Here is a 15,945-nt window from a genome sequence, read left to right on the forward strand (position 1 = left end):
TTTTAATTTTGATATTTATTTTAATTAATTTTAAGAACTTATTTTCCAATTTCTATTTCATAAAATTTTCATCTTGTTCATAGTATTTATTTATTGTAAATTAATGGAATTATCTAAAAATTTATTAAATTGATTTTTAAAATTATATTAATAATAGCATAATAATTATTAGAATGTTTTTTATACTAATTAGTTAAAGATTATATTATATAGTTACTTTTTGGGATGCTTATGAAAATTGTTGAAGAGCAAATTAGAGAAATATTAAAAACTAGAAAAATTCATTTTACTTTAATTGATCCTGATGAACAAACTCCTGAATCTGCATTAGAAATAGCTAAATTAGCTATTGAAGGTGGAACTGATGGTATTATGATTGGAGGATCAACTGTTAATAATGAAGAAGTTGATTTAACCTGTAAAATTTTATCTGAAAATATTGATGTTCCAATTATTTTATTCCCAGGTAATATTAATAGTGTAAGTAAGTATGCTGATGCAATATTTTTCATGACTTATGTAAATTCCACAAATCCTTATTGGATTGTTGGAGCTCAAGCATTGGCATCAATGGCAGTTAAACAGTCTGGTATTGAAGTTTTACCAATGGGATATATGGTTGTAGAACCTGGTGGAACTGTTGGTTGGGTTGGAGATGCAAAATTAGTTCCAAGAAACAAACCTAAATTAACTGCAGCTTATGCTTTATCTTCACAATATCTAGGACAAAGGTTCTTCTATATTGAAGCAGGTTCTGGTGCTGATAAGCCAATACCTCCAGAAATGATAGCTTACAGTAAAAAAGCTACTGATGATATGATTATTATTGTTGGTGGAGGAATCAGAGATGCTGAAGCAGCATACACAGCTGCAAAAGCTGGTGGAGATATCATTGTTACTGGAACTATTGTAGAAGAAACCGATGATGTTAAATCCAAAATTTTAGAAATTACTGAAGCTATTAAAAAGGCTTCACAATAGGTTTATCCTATTTCTTTCTCTTTTTTATTTATTTTATAGTGATTTTATGTTAAAATCTTTATATGTGGAAGCTGCTCGTAAGAAAGGCTCAATAAAAGAAATTTCTCCAGATCTTAAAAGTAATGATATGATTGCTAATAGTTGGAATGAATTATCTTTTGATAGTGATGATGAGTTTTCTATTGGTGCTGGAGATGGAAGTTTCAATAAAAAGAAGTTTATGGGTTACAATTTTTATGCAGTAGCTGCTGAATCATTAATTTATGATGGTGAACTTAAAAAGATTGAAAATTATGATTTGGACTTATTGGAACATTTACAGTATACTGATGAGCTTTTAAGTTATTATATGTCTATTTTTGAGCTTAAAAATGCATTTAGAGCTGTAAATGAATTTGATGTAGATTATTATCTTGTTGATGGATCTCTTTATGGTGATTTGCAGAATCCTTATCCTAGGGGAATTGGATTATCAAAAAAAGTAAAAGAAGAAATTCTTGAAGAGAGTTTAGATGAGCTTAAAAGAAGATTAAATGAACATCAGAAGGTTATCTCCTCACAGAAACTTGTGAATCACTTTTATAAAGAGACATATGTTGGTAAAAAATATGATTATTTGATGTTTTTATGTTCTATTGAAAAATTATTGGTACTAAAAGATATTTTAAACAATTCTAAAAATATAATAGCTATTTCAAAAAACTCAGATAATAATGATATTTTTAAAAGTAGAATTCCAGACATAGCTATTTTTGATAATTACACCAAAAAAGAGGGAATTTCAAATTTAATTTATAAAGATGTATCAAAAAGTATTAAACAATCTTTTCCAGTTGAAGATGACTTTTTCAATCAACTAACTTTTACAATATTCTATTTAAGACTAGCTGATAATAAAAATGTTTTAAAAGTAGAGTTGCCCTACAAGGCATCTTTTAAGGAAGTTGTTAAGTTAGTGGGTAAGATTAAAAAATTTTCAACAGGAGGATATCCATTTTTACTTAAAAAAACTCATAAAGATGTTGTTATTTCAAATAAAAATATGGATGAACTTTTAAAGATTATGCATATACGTGAAAAATCAGGAAGGGAAATGTTAAGATAATTTAAGGGTGTTTTTTTCATGATTATTGGAAGATGTATGGGTGAAACTTCACTAACTGAACTTACTTTTATCTCAAATAAAATGCCAAATGTAGGTGAATATGTTTCAATGAACTACGATGGTAAACTTATTTTAGGGATGATTGAAGACTTGGTTAGAGGTAATGTTGCCTTAAATTCAGAAATTTATAACACAGAAGATATAGAAAGAATCGTAGAGTATGGATTGGATGAATTTTATGTTAAAGGGAAAATTAGAGTATTGGGAGATATAAACAATCATTTAAAACTTCCAAGAACTCCTGCACCCCCTGGAACTCCTATTGAGTTAGCTAGTGAAGCTATTTTAAAAAAGGTTTTCACAGTAGATAATCCTTTAAAGTTAGGTACTTTAATTAATCAGGATGATGTTGAAGTTTCTGTTAATGCAAATTCTTTTTTAAATCGTCATTTAGCTATTCTAGCAATGACTGGTGCAGGTAAATCAAATACTGTTTGTGTTTTAATTGATGGTCTTTTAGATTATAATGTGCCAGTCTTTATTTTTGACATGCATGGAGAATATGTTAATGCTGAATTTGTAAATGGTGAAGTTAATGTAATTAGACCTACAATTAACCCTCGCTATATGTCTTTTACTGAAATTAAAAAATTAGCTAATATTCCAAATAATGCATATAAACAGGAAAGACATTTTAGAAAGGCATTTAAAGAGGCAAATCAGGCTGTTGAAGATGGATTGGCGAATTCCAATGACTTTTTAGAGATAATTAAAAATGTTTTAGAAATTAAGTACAATGATGATGACAAGCCTGCAGATGAGAGAAATAACATATTGGCTGTTCTAAATAAGATTGAAGACCTAATTGAGAAGTACAGTAATTTATTTAATGTAAATGAAGGCAATATTTTAAGTAAAATTCAAGTTGGAAAAGCTAATGTTTTAGATTTAAGCCAAACAGATGAATATGCTGCTGAAGTGCTTGTTAGCCATATTCTAAGAAACTCTCTTCAACGTAGGAAAAATGCTTTCCATAAAAACAGTACAGCTACTTTAGATTTTCCTGTTTTCTATATTCTGGAAGAGGCACATATTTTAGCTCCTCATAAGAGAGATTCTAATTCCAAGTTCTGGATTCAAAGAGTTGCAAGAGAAGGGCGTAAGTTCGGTTTAGGTTTATGCCTTGTAAGTCAATCTCCAAAAACTGTTGACCAAGATGCTCTTTCTCAGATGAACAATATGATTATATTAAGGTTAGTAGAACCAGATGATCAAAGACATGTTCAGGCAGCTAGTGAAAGCCTTAGTTCTGATTTAGTTAAACAGTTACCTTCTTTAAATGTTGGTGAAGCTATTATTTTAGGTTTGATGACAAAAGTTCCTACTTTAGTTAAAATTGATGAGTTTAAAGGAAGAACTCATGGTGGAGATATTGATGTAATAGCTGAACTTGCTGATTTTAGAAAAAAAGAAGAAGCAGAACTTAAACAACAGGAAGAAGATAGTTTTAATCTAGGATATGATTATTAACTCTCTTTTTTTGCTCTTTTTTATTTTAATTTTTTAATTATTTTTTATAAAATAAATATTTAAATAATATTTAAACTAGATTATTATATGTTTAATAATTAATTTGAGTGTTAATTGGTTATAAAAAAACAAAAATTAGAGAAAGGTAATATAATGAAATTTGCACATTTATCAGACACTCATTTAGGTTATAGACAATTTGGTCTAAATGAGAGAGAAAAAGACTTTTATGAAGTGTTTGAGCTTATTATAGATAAAATAATTGAAGAAAATGTCGATTTTGTAATTCATAGTGGAGATTTGTTTGAAACTGCTAGACCATCACCTAATGCTTTACTTACTTTTCAAAAAGGTTTGTTAAGATTAAAAGGTGCAGGAATACCTATGTTTTCAATAGCTGGAAATCATGATTCAGTTATGCGTAAAGAAGCTATTCCTCCTCAAGTTTTATTTAAAAAGTGGGGTCTTAAAGTTATTAGTCCTATAAATACTAATTATATGTTTGATGATGTTTTTATAGCTGGACTTCCTTATTATCCTAGTTCCCAAAGTAAAAACCTTAAAAATAAGCTTGCTGAGTTATCTCAAAAAGCAGCTAATCATGAAAAATCTATTTTAGTTTTACATCAAGGTATTGATAAATATTTAAGTTTTCAATATGAATTAGAGATTGGTGACATTCCAGATAACTTTGATTATTATGCTTTTGGTCATCTTCACAAGTATATTGAAGATGATTTTGGTAAAGGTAAATTAGTTTACCCTGGATCAATTGATATTTGGAGAACTAATGAACTTCCAGATTATAAGAAAAATGGTAAAGGTTTTGTTGTTGTTGATTTAGATGGTCCAAAACCAGCTGTTAAAAGGGTTGTAGTGGAAAGTCCAAGAGCATTTATTGACAAAACTATTTCTTATGATAATCTTGAAGATGAGTTAAGAAATATTAAAAGTACTATTAATGATTTTGATAAAAAACCAATTATTAGTTTAAATATTACCAATATTGATATTGATACCACTGATGTTTATGAGATTATTAAAAAAGAACTGGGCGATTATGCACTTATGATTAGGCCTAAATTCCAATTAATTGATGAAGAAGTTGAAGAATTAATTAATAAGGATACTTCTTTAGGACCTAAAGAACTTTTAGTTGAAGGTTTAAAAGAGTTTGATGATGAGTCTATCTCAAGATTAGCTATTGATTTATATGATTCACTATCAAAAGATGACAATGAAGGCTCTGAAAAAATCATTAGCGATTATTATGACAATCATTTTGCAATAGAAGAAGAAAAAGATACTCAAACAACATTGGAAGAGGGTTCTCAATGATATTTACTAGATTAAGTTTAAAAAATTTCAAATCTTATGATGATGCTGAAATAAAATTTAATGAGGGTATCAGTGTTATTGTAGGTGAAAATGGTGCTGGTAAGTCCACCATTCTTGAAGCTATTAGTTTTGCTTTATTTAAACAGCACACTGCTAAAAAAATTGATGATTTAATTAGAAATGGCAGTGATGATGGTATGTATGTGGAATTGGACTTCATTTCAAATGGAAAAGAATACAGAGTAGTTCGTGATAAGAAAGGTTCACAATTAAAATCCACTTTCCTTAAGAAAACATCCTCAAATAGTAATTTTATACCAGTCTGTGCGGGTGATAAAGAGGTAACTAATGAAATCAGATCTGTTTTAGATATTGATTCTGATCTATTTTTGAATGCTATTTATATTAGGCAAGGTGAAATTGCTGAGCTCGTTGATAAAACAGCTGCTGAGAAAAAACAGTTAATAGGTAAATTACTGGGAATTGATTCTTTAGAAAAAGCATGGAAGAATTTACAACCTTTTATTAGCTCTTATGAAAATAAGAAATCTGAACTTAAAGGAAGATTAGCTTCTGCTAATGAAACTTATGAAGAACGTGAGAAAAAGATTTCATTACTTAACACTCTTAAAGAAAGAGGTTTAGAACTTGAAAAAGAAGTTGCTGAAGTAACAGAGCTAAAAGAGGAAATAGCTAATGACAAATTAAACATGGAACGAGAAAAAGAAATCTATGATAACTTCTGTCATAATTTAGAAGTGGAACAAGAAGCATTAACTAGTTTAGAAAAGGATAAATCCATTCTCCATGATAGATTAGATGAAATTAAAGAAGCTGAAGAGAAAATGTTAAGATTAGAGAAATTTACTAAAAAATTACCTTTATATCTTGACTTTGAAAAATCAGTTACCAGTATTCAACAGTTAAAAGTTAAAGAGGATGAAATTAACCGTAATTTAGAGTCTATTCGGGAACAAAAAACAATTGTTGAAGCTGAACAGGAAGGTTATTCTAATTACATGGCTTGTGAAGAGGAACTTGAAAAATTAAAAGATAGAAAATCTAAAATTGAACAAGAATTAGTTGGAATTACTCAGCTTGAAGAAAATAAAAAAGAGCTTTTAAAAGTAATTGAAGAAAATAGAAATGACATTAACAGCTTCTTTTCAACAACTAAAGATGAATTATATGATAATGGACTTTCTCAAGATATTTTAACAGATGTTGATAAATTTAGTCAACTAGAAGAAGTTACAAATAATTTTTTAGATGAAATTTCTGATAAAATTGAAAGTATCAACAAGGAAATCAATGAGAAAAAAGAGGAAAATGTTAAATTTAAAGAAGCTATGAAATCTGCTGATAAACCATTAAATGAATTAGATGAAGTAGATAATCAATGTCCTCTATGTCAGTCTGAAATTACCAGTGCAAAGAAAGTTGAGCTTAAAAAATATTATTCTGACATTATAAGTGAAAATAGAAGCTTAATTTATAATAATGATGAAAACATCCACTTGTTGAAGAAAAATAGAGATAACTTTGCACAAAAAGAAGAAAATGTTAAAGAAATTTCTAAAAATATTATTGAATATAAACATAAATTTGCTCAACTTGAAAAAGATTTAGGTAAATTAAACAGAATTGATGAAGGACTTGAATCCAAAGATTATATTAACTCTAAGCTTGGTGAAATTATTTTAAGTATCTCTAGAGAAGAAGTAAAACATGAAGAATATCAAGCTTCTTATGAGAAATATAATAAGGCTAAAGGTGCTTTAGATGTTTTAGATAGTGAAACTGAAACTCAATACAACCTTAATCAAGTTCAAAATGAGATTGATACTCATATTAGGAATATTGAAATAGCTATTGAACAGGATAGTCATCTTTCTAATGATATTACTACTCAAGAGCTTCAAAATCGTATTAATGATTTAAAACAAAAAGAAGAAGAATATAATCAACTTAAAGGATTTGTTAAAAATAAAAAATCTCTTGAAGGTCAGTTAACATCCAAAAAAGAAGATATTGACTGGAAATACAATAAAATAGATAATATCAAATCCAATATTGAAAACTCTAAGTATGATAGGGAAAAATATGATAAACTTATTTATTCCTCTGAAGTATTTGAGAAAAGATATGAAAGATTCTCTGAAGAATTAAATGGTATTAAAGGTCAATCAAAAGAAGTTATTGAACAGGTAAAATCTTTAACTACTAAAGTTCTTGAAGATAATCGTGCTAAAGAAGAATTAGATGGTGTTAATAAGTATTTAATTATTCTAAATTCAATTAGAGAATTATATGGTAAAAATGGTATCCAAAAAGATTTAAGAAACTATTCCAAACCTGTAATTCAAAAATACACTAAAGACTTCTTTAATCAATTTAACTTTAATTATTCCGATTTAATATTAGATGATAATTATGATGTTTCTGTTTTCGGTCCTGAAGGTGAAACTTCCCTTAATATGGTAAGTGGTGGTGAAAAAATAGCTATTGCCCTTGCTTTAAGATTAGGAATCACACAAGCTATGTCTAAAGGAGATCTAGAAACAATTCTCTTAGATGAGCCTACTATTTATTTAGATAGTTTCAGGAAACATGAGTTAATTAATTTATTAAAAGAAATGTCTATGTTACCTCAAATGATTATTGTAACTCATGAAACTCAATTAGAAAATGCAGCAACTAACTTGATTAAAGTTGAAAAAAATAATGGAATTTCAAAAGTTATAATTGAAAATTAGATTTCACAAGAAGAGCTATGTTCATGGATTGCATTTTTAATTGAATCAACAATACAATTTGCATTCCAGCCAACAATGACTGTAGCTCTTTTTTCTAAATTTTCTGGAACTTCTTCAACACCATATGGTCTAACTAAGACTATTGGTATGTTATGTTTTTCACTGGCATTTAAAAGATCATCAAATTTATCTTTATTTTCTTGATAAAGACCTGCTAATAATATTATAACATCTATTTTATGGAAGAATTCTGGATTTACGGTTGAATATGAAGGAGAAATAGATTCTTTCCATAAGAAATCTGTTTTTGAATATATTTTTTCAATAAACTGTCTATATTCATTGTTTTTATCATATCCATTACTTACAATGAGATTATAAATTTTATTATCATTTTCTTCTTCAAACATTTTTATCACATTTTTTTATAGATATTAGTTTTATTACATATTTATTCTATTTAAAAAATTTGTTAGTTATTTAAAGTAAAAAGAATTAATTAATATATAATATTGTATTTTATCGAGGGTTTATTATATGAGAGCAGCTGTTATTGGTTTAGGAGTTGAAGGTAAAAAAGCATTTAACTCTCTTATAAATCATGGATGGGATGTTTATGCATCTGATTTAAATGTTAATGTTGATTTATCTGGATTAGATATTCCAAAGTTAGATATGGAATTAATTAAAAGGGGAGACTCTTTTTCATTTATTTCTTCGAATTTTGTTTTAGATATTGGATTTACCAATCCTGATGAAATAGATGACTGTGATGCAATTGCAATTAGCCCTAGTATGTGGGGAGGATCTTTTGCAAGTAAAATAGTTGAAAATGGAAAGTTATTATGTGATGTATTAACTAAACATAGAGATTTATTTACAATTGGAATCACAGGAACAAATGGAAAAACTACTACTGTTCATATGCTTAAAGAAATTTTAGAAAATGCTGGTAAGAAAGTATTAGTTGGTGGAAATGGTGGTGGAGGATTTGAAGGTTATTATGATTTGATTTTAGAAGCAAATGAAAAGGATTATGATATTTTACTTGTTGAAGTATGTGACATGACCTTGGATTTTGCAAATTACTGTTTTGATTTTGATATTGTTGGTCTTACAAATATGGGTAATGATCATATGGATGTTCATAAAACAGTTGCTAACTATAAAAATTCTCTTGTCAGATTTTTTAAAGATAAAAATATAGTAATTGCATATAATCAAGATTTTAAAGCAGATTTTATTGATTCTGCATCAAATTCAATCCCATACTTTGAATCACAAGAAGAATTGCAAGTTTTTGGTGAGTTTAACAGATGTAATGCAGGTTTAGCTGCAGCTATTGCAATTGAACTTAAAATTAAAAAAAGTATTATTAAAGAATCTTTAAATAATTTTAAAGCTGTTGCAGGTCGTTTAGATGTTTATCCACTTAACGATTCTTTAATTTACATTGGAAAAACAGATAATAGTGATGCTTTAGCTTCTGTTTTAGCTGAAAATAATTTTTATGCAATATTCATTGGAACTCCAAGACCTCATGAGAAACATAGATTAGATATTCTTGATGAAGTTGTTAAATATAATCCTGAGGTTATTGTTCTTTTCCCTGGTCTTGATGATAATTTTGAAGTGGCAAAATATAGATTAAATTCCTTGAATTATGAAGGAAGAGTGGAAATAGCTACTTCTCTTGATGAAATTATAGCATTGGTTGCCGAGTTTTCTCATGAAGAAGCAATGCTTATTGGTGGAAATGGTCAAGATGTTATTATAGATATACAGGAAAGAATTAGATTACTATCTCAGAACTGTAATTAATTTTATACATTGTCAACTATTTGCATCAGTTATAACAATCTTTATATATAGAATACAATATAATAATAAATTATATTATTATTCTTATTATTTTACTATTTTTCAGGTGTTATTAAATGAGTTATGAATGGAGAAATACGTCCTTAAAAATTATAGGAACATTATTTTGTGCATGCGTACTTATATTTGCTTTCTCCTTTGTAAGTAATGCTGAGTTTTCAGGAAAAACAATAGCAGAAACTTATGATTTACCTATTGGACAGTCAGTATATGATGGGGACTCAATTTTAGGTGAATTTGACAATATGAAAGTACCATTGTTGAGTAATGCGAGATTTATATTTAATGAAATTGTAAGTTTGGATTTAGGTGGATTGTTATTAACTGTATCAACAGGAACTGTTCCTTTTGATTTTTCTACTGTTTCCAGTGGTCATATTGACAGTTATGGTAAAGCTTATGGATTTGATGGTCCAGGATATTTAACTTTAGATGGAGATAATCTTGTTGTTCATCCGCCAGATACTTACATTTGGGGATACAGTTTCCCATATAAGGTATTAACTAAAACAAGCTCTGGGGTTGATGTTGTAGAAAATGGTACTGTAATTGATTCAATTCCAACTGAAGAAATCAAGAATACAGATTATGCTAATGATTATTACAATAATACCACTATAGTAAATTGGTTTAATTCTAATAAAGAAGGCAGTAATTTTACTTTAGAAAGAGGAATTACTTCATTTTCCGATGGAAGGTCTGATGTATCATTTAAACAGGTAGAATCTATTTTTGGTTCTAATGTTTCTGATTATGTTGCAGCATATCCTGATGGTACTCCTATTGTATTGTATATGGGTAATACTACTGAAACAGAAGGAGAACTTGCTTACACCTCATTAGGATCACATCCTCAATATGGTGATAGTATAAGGGAATATAATGCAAGACAATTTGTTGATGCATGGAACAATACAGTTATACCTCCAGAATCTCAGGGTAATGGTAGGGCTTATGTTGATTTTGGTTCAGCAGTAGATCCTGATGCACCAGGTGGAGCGGCTTCTCATGGAGTATGTCCTCCAGCTAGGGCTTTAAGAAATGTTGTTTTAGCAGAGGGATTTGAGTTACCTGTGGGTATGGTAAATGATGAAGATGCTGTATTATTTGGATTCCATCCATCTGAGGATATTAAAATCACAAATAATCATGATTATCCAGTTAAAATTGTTATGTGGACTGAAGGTTCAGGAACAGGTATGTTGATTTATGCTCAAATCATTAGATATGAACCAACTAATGAAACTAGCACTAACTCAACAAATACCATTTCTTAATTTTTTTTTTTATTATGTCAATTTCAGCTATTATTACCGCAGCAGGTAAAAACTCTCGTATGAGAAAAGATCAGATTTCAAAGGGTTTAAAACCTCAGAATAAATTGGCTCTTCCTTTTAAAGATTCAACTATTATTGAGACAACTATTGGTAATGCATTATCCTGCAATATTGATGAATGTATAATAGTTCTTGGTCATTATTCTAGTGAAATTAAGGATGCTATTTCTGATAATTTTAAAGATAAAGTTAAATTTGTTGAAAATAATCCTGTTGATGTAGGTCTTTCAATATCTCTTTTACATGGTTTAGAAAATATTTCATCTGATTATGCTCTTTGTGTTACTGGAGACCAACCAACAGTATCAACAGAAACATTTAGTAAGTTAATTGAATGTGCAGAAAACTCAAAAAATCCTGAAAAAACAATTTCTATTTTAAGAAGAAGAAAAACTGGTTTGCTTGATACTGCTGAAGGATTAGGAATGCCTTTTGTTGCAAATAAAAATCAGTTAATTAATTATCTAAAAAATGAAAATGATAATTTAAATCCAATCCTTAGAAAAATGTTTAAGGATGGATTTACATTTTATGGGATTAAAGAAAAAAATGAATTGGAATTATTAAATATTAATCATTATGATGATTATAAAAAAGTTTTAGATAGCTTTTAAGCTTTCTATTACTTCTTCTAATCTATCTTTACTTATTCCAATAGCTAATTCATTATCTTTAATATCAGCTGCTTTTCTAGAACCATCACATCCCATGGTTATGTTTACACTTTTTTCTAAGTAAGGATTAGCTAATGCATCTCCACATAATGATTGGATTCCAGCAAAATTAGGTCTTACTTTTTCTCCATTGTTATATACAATTGTTTGAGCTATTTTCATTGCAGTAATTGGTTCAGAAATGATAATAACAACATCTGGTTCAAAATTAGCTTCATTTAATGGAGCATAAGCGATTCCCCATTGAGGTTCTGAGATTACAGAAAGTGCATCAGTTGTTGATTTAGCTATTTCAGGGGTTTTGAATCTTCCTAAGTTAAAGTAATGTTCTCCACTAGCTACTTTTGGTGGCATTTCTCTCAAACCAATAGCTCCAGCTCCTCCTTGACATAGATGTTCATCAATAGTGCTGTAGAATGTATCACCATATGATGCTTTGCGTACCATTTCACAATGTCTTATTTTTTCTCCAATACGTTCAATACCTTCTGGTATTTCATCCTCACTTTTAAGAAGTTTAATTGCAACAGGAGAACAAGTTAACTTTATATTTTCTTCAAATACATTCGCATATTCTTTATTTAATTCTAAATTTTCATTACTCATATAACCACTTATTTATAATTATGTAATTAAGGTACCTTAAATTCTTTTATTTTATTATTGTTACAAAAGGTTTTAAAGTCACATGCATTACATGTTCTTTCATCAGCTTCGGCTTTCCATGCATCTTTAATTTTACAACCGTTTGTTTCTTTAATTAATGATTCTTCAATATCTCCAACTACCTTATCGAACTCTTCTAGTGCATTATCCAGTTCATCATCATCAACTGTAATAATTCTAATGGATCTGTCTTTTTTGAATTTGTCTGAAAGTTCAGGATAATTCTCTTCATCATTTTCATCCCAATTCATCAGAACTTCTAAATCTTCATCACTAATTTTCACATCATTTTCATTCTTAAGTATGTCCTGTTTAATAGCTCTTAAATCTTCATATGAGGGAACTAACTCATTTAAATAGAAAATAATTCCACAAAGGATAGGTTTTGAATCTTCTTGTTTATGTTTAAGCCAGGAATAGGTTAATATTTGCCATTTATGGTGATTCCATGTGTTATCGTTTATGGAGGGTCTTTTCATTCCTTTATAGTCAATGATAATTTCATATTCATTTGCATCAAGTTTTTGAAGATTTTCATTAAACTCTTTATTTTCTCTAAGGTAATTTTTTATTTCATTTTCTTTAAAATAATCCAGTGAGAATTGTTCTGTTTTTTTCAATTCATCTTTTTTGAATAATGTAATCACATCAACAACACCATTTATACCGTAATAATTGGATCTACTAATGTTTTCTTTATAATTTGGCATATCCCGTATTCCTTTAATCAGTTCTTCAGTTGAATCAATTAATGGAAATAGATGAGGACCCCAAATGTTAATAGCAGCCTCTGCTCTTGCACTGGCTAATTTTTTATGGTCTGCTTCAGTAACTTCCATATCTTCACGTCCAGGAATATTTGTTGTGAAGAAATGATTTTGAGGAGGGTAAAGACCTCTAACTTGAAGCTTTAAATCAATCATATTTTCTATAGGTCTAATATCCTCTTTCCAATCCCATGGAAATGATGTCTTGTTTAAATCCCATCTAAGAAATGCTTCCTCTAAAACACCATGTATAAATTCTCCAAACCATAATTGAACTGGCATGGATGGAGGGAGTGTACCTTTATTTTGATATCTGTATTGAAGATTACAGGTTAAAAAAGAAAGTAAATCACCAGTTAAACTGTATTCTGGGATTATATATGGTTTTGATCTTGTAGATAATTTCATTTTCATCACTATATCATATACATTTCATTAAATCCAATAAATTTCTCATCTCTACTCCATCCTAATGCAACGTTAGGGATGGTTTTAAGTTCATTTTTATCAGAATATCCGTCAATTCCTTGTGTAAGTCCTATTAAAAGCAAGACATTTTCTGCTCTTGAAAAAGCTACAAAATAAAGTCTCACTAAATCATCAAATGATCTGTCTTTCTCACTTCTTTCTAATTTTCCTAAAGAACTATAATTTCTAACTGTGTCTTCTAATGATTTCTTTTTGGAAGGCATCTTTGGGAATCTTAGATTCTGTGTCTTTGCTTCATTTTTCTTAAATTTAGAACCAACATCAACAACTACGAGAGGAAATTCAAGTCCTTTTGATTGATGAATGGACATTAAGTTTATTCTGTCATTAGGCAAAGTTTCTAGAAGAGCTTCATCAATTTCAACATCACCTGTAGCTATGGGGATGAAAATATTCCAGATTGCTTCTTTTATACTTTCATATTCTTCTTTTTCGTTTCCATGAACAATATTGGCAGAATATTTATTAAAGAATCCTGTTTGAGTAATTGATTGAGTAATAGCTTCTAAATAAACAATTCCTTCAACATCATCTTGCAGTTCTTCAATCCATGTAATTAATTTATATGCAAGTTCCATTAAACTAGCTGATTCTGGCCATTTTTCATGCCCTATTGGTTCTCTTTCTTGCCAGGCTCTTACGAATTCTTCTAAAGATAGAGGATAATGTGGTTGAGGGTCTTCTTTTATATATTCATGGGCATTTGATCTCCATTTGCGCATATTTCTTCTTGCAAGCATTGGAATTTGTTTATCATCCTCCTGAACTTTACTTTCAGGGTCAATACATTCCAATATTAATCCGCAGAAAATAGATACTTCATAAACTTCCTGAAGGTCTTTTCCACGTGGATTAAATACACTAATAGGTTCTCTTAATCTGGATAAATGTTTTCTAAGATAAAATGGGAATAACCTTCCATTATTATTGGTTTCTTTTGGAGAATAAGTTAAAATAGCTATATCTGATGCAGAACCATTTTCTTTGTCTAGTTTAAGAGTTATATTTTTAATTTTTTTACCCTCTTTAAGATATTTTTGTTTTTCTTTCTGTTTTTCATCACGTGAAAGAGAGCTATTCATTATCTCATTATATTCTCTTGTAATGACTCTGTAAACAGGTACTTCAACTTCTCCTTTGTTGATTAGTTTTCCTATAAGATTAGATAAATCCCTGGATAGCATTTCAGGGTTATTTCTAAACATTCCAAGAATTGGCATTTCATTTTCTTTGAAATTAGGAGCAATGATTTTAGGTTTGTTGTGTACTCTTGCTGACTGGTATTTTTTATCAAGCTCAACAAAACTGTTACATTGGTTAATTATTTTTTCAGTTGAACGATAATTTGTTCTTAAATTAATCTCTTCAACTTCAATTCCAAGTTTTTCATTTGCACGTTCTTTAAAACTAGTAAATAAGTCAACTGTAGCTCCTCTAAATCTATAAAGGGATTGATCATCATCTCCAACTACAGTTATGTTTCCATTATTTTCTAAAGCAGATTTAGCTATTGTAAAATAGATTTTTTCCTGGATTAGATTTGTATCCTGATATTCATCAACAAGAATTACTTTAACATTATTTAAAAATTCATTTAATTGATTTTCTCTAAGTCTTTTTAGAAACTCTTCTTCAAGCATTGGAAAATCAAGGAGGTTACGCTTTTTCAATTCTTTTTCATAGTCTGCAATTGCATTTAATGCTTCTACAGCTCCAGGATTATTTTTCACATTTTCATATACTTCATTAAAATCTACTTGGTCAAAGTAAAGTCTATCTTTTAGGTTAATTAATATTCTACTCATTTTAGAGGGGTCATTTAGTTTTTCCCTTCCATCAAACTCTTTTAAAAAGTCTTGAAGGTCTTCATTAAGATATCTGTCATTTTTTAAAAGTCCAGTATTTATCATTGCAGACTTTGCTACAAACCCCTCAATTAATGTTGGTGAATTTTCACCAGGAGCCCTATGAATTCTTATTAATTCCTCTGCAACACTATCAATGGTTCCTATTATAATTTGGTTAAAATCAATTCTTACAAGAGCTGATATTTTATTAAAATCATCTCCGTATTTTTCAAGAAGTATATTTTTAATTTGATCTCCCCAATTTAGAATACGTGAGTAAAGTTCATCAGCAGCTTTTCTAGTAAATGTTGTTGAAATTATTTCACTTGGATTTATATCATCTACAAAAATATATTTTAAGATTTTAAGCACGATAACTGTTGTTTTACCAGAACCTGGACCTGCAACAATAAATTGAGATTGATTTACATTGGATAATATTGATTTTTTCTGTTCTTCATTTGAAGAAATATCTCTTTTTAATGTATTTACAACAATTTCCTCAAATTCTTCATAAGTAATCATTATAGCCCTCAATTGTTTTTATTTTTTATATATCTACTATTTTTATTAT

12 protein-coding genes are annotated in these 15,945 nt (G+C 28.7%); 8 read left to right on the forward strand and 4 right to left on the reverse strand.

What is annotated here, in order from left to right; genetic code table 11:
* The first annotated feature begins 231 nt into the window (after positions 1-231).
* From MBBWO_RS05535 to MBBWO_RS05555, 5 genes are all read left to right on the forward strand, one after another.
* Positions 232-981, forward strand: coding sequence for a phosphoglycerol geranylgeranyltransferase (locus MBBWO_RS05535; protein WP_116669883.1), 750 nt, complete (start codon positions 232-234; stop codon positions 979-981).
* Between the two features lie 46 nt (positions 982-1,027).
* Positions 1,028-2,086, forward strand: a complete 1,059-nt coding sequence (locus tag MBBWO_RS05540) for a DNA double-strand break repair nuclease NurA (RefSeq protein WP_116669884.1) — start codon at positions 1,028-1,030, stop codon at positions 2,084-2,086.
* 18 nt (positions 2,087-2,104) lie between these two features.
* Positions 2,105-3,616, forward strand: a complete 1,512-nt coding sequence (locus tag MBBWO_RS05545) for a helicase HerA-like domain-containing protein (RefSeq protein WP_116669885.1) — start codon at positions 2,105-2,107, stop codon at positions 3,614-3,616.
* Between the two features lie 153 nt (positions 3,617-3,769).
* The gene (locus MBBWO_RS05550; RefSeq protein ID WP_116670033.1) at positions 3,770-4,954 is read left to right on the forward strand and encodes a metallophosphoesterase family protein; all 1,185 of its coding nucleotides are present in this window, start codon (positions 3,770-3,772) and stop codon (positions 4,952-4,954) included.
* The gene (locus MBBWO_RS05555; RefSeq protein WP_116669886.1) at positions 4,951-7,710 is read left to right on the forward strand and encodes an AAA family ATPase; all 2,760 of its coding nucleotides are present in this window, start codon (positions 4,951-4,953) and stop codon (positions 7,708-7,710) included. Before MBBWO_RS05550 ends, MBBWO_RS05555 begins: the two co-directional genes overlap by 4 nt.
* On the opposite strand, the gene MBBWO_RS05560 is transcribed toward MBBWO_RS05555, so the two are convergent.
* The gene (locus tag MBBWO_RS05560; protein WP_116669887.1) at positions 7,707-8,120 is read right to left on the reverse strand and encodes a nuclease; all 414 of its coding nucleotides are present in this window, start codon (positions 8,118-8,120) and stop codon (positions 7,707-7,709) included. The two genes, MBBWO_RS05555 and MBBWO_RS05560, sit on opposite strands and share 4 nt — an antisense overlap.
* A gap of 127 nt (positions 8,121-8,247) precedes the next feature.
* Here MBBWO_RS05560 and MBBWO_RS05565 point away from each other — a divergent pair, with 127 nt between their 5' ends.
* From MBBWO_RS05565 to MBBWO_RS05575, 3 genes are all read left to right on the forward strand, one after another.
* The gene (locus MBBWO_RS05565) at positions 8,248-9,531 is read left to right on the forward strand and encodes a Mur ligase family protein (protein ID WP_116669888.1); all 1,284 of its coding nucleotides are present in this window, start codon (positions 8,248-8,250) and stop codon (positions 9,529-9,531) included.
* A gap of 116 nt (positions 9,532-9,647) precedes the next feature.
* Entirely contained in the window at positions 9,648-10,868 is a 1,221-nt protein-coding gene (locus MBBWO_RS05570; RefSeq protein WP_116669889.1) for a hypothetical protein, read from the forward strand.
* Positions 10,869-10,882: 14 nt separating this feature from the next.
* On the forward strand, positions 10,883-11,542 hold the full coding sequence (locus tag MBBWO_RS05575) for a nucleotidyltransferase family protein (RefSeq protein ID WP_116669890.1): 660 nt from the start codon (positions 10,883-10,885) through the stop codon (positions 11,540-11,542).
* Here MBBWO_RS05575 and MBBWO_RS05580 read toward each other — a convergent pair.
* The 3 genes from MBBWO_RS05580 to MBBWO_RS05590 are packed head-to-tail and all read right to left on the reverse strand — an operon-like array spanning position 11,528 to position 15,896.
* A complete protein-coding gene (locus MBBWO_RS05580; protein ID WP_116669891.1) occupies positions 11,528-12,208 on the reverse strand; it encodes a DUF169 domain-containing protein in 681 nt (226 codons plus the stop codon). The two genes, MBBWO_RS05575 and MBBWO_RS05580, sit on opposite strands and share 15 nt — an antisense overlap.
* Positions 12,209-12,234: 26 nt before the next feature.
* Positions 12,235-13,443 carry a PD-(D/E)XK nuclease family protein gene (locus tag MBBWO_RS05585; protein WP_116669892.1) on the reverse strand — a complete coding sequence of 403 codons (1,209 nt, stop codon included), beginning with the start codon at positions 13,441-13,443 and terminating at the stop codon, positions 12,235-12,237.
* Between the two features lie 8 nt (positions 13,444-13,451).
* Positions 13,452-15,896, reverse strand: a complete 2,445-nt coding sequence (locus MBBWO_RS05590; protein WP_116669893.1) for a UvrD-helicase domain-containing protein — start codon at positions 15,894-15,896, stop codon at positions 13,452-13,454.
* Between the last annotated feature and the right edge of the window lie 49 nt (positions 15,897-15,945).

Source organism: Methanobrevibacter woesei (assembly GCF_003111605.1).
In the GTDB taxonomy this organism is placed as follows: domain Archaea; phylum Methanobacteriota; class Methanobacteria; order Methanobacteriales; family Methanobacteriaceae; genus Methanocatella; species Methanocatella woesei.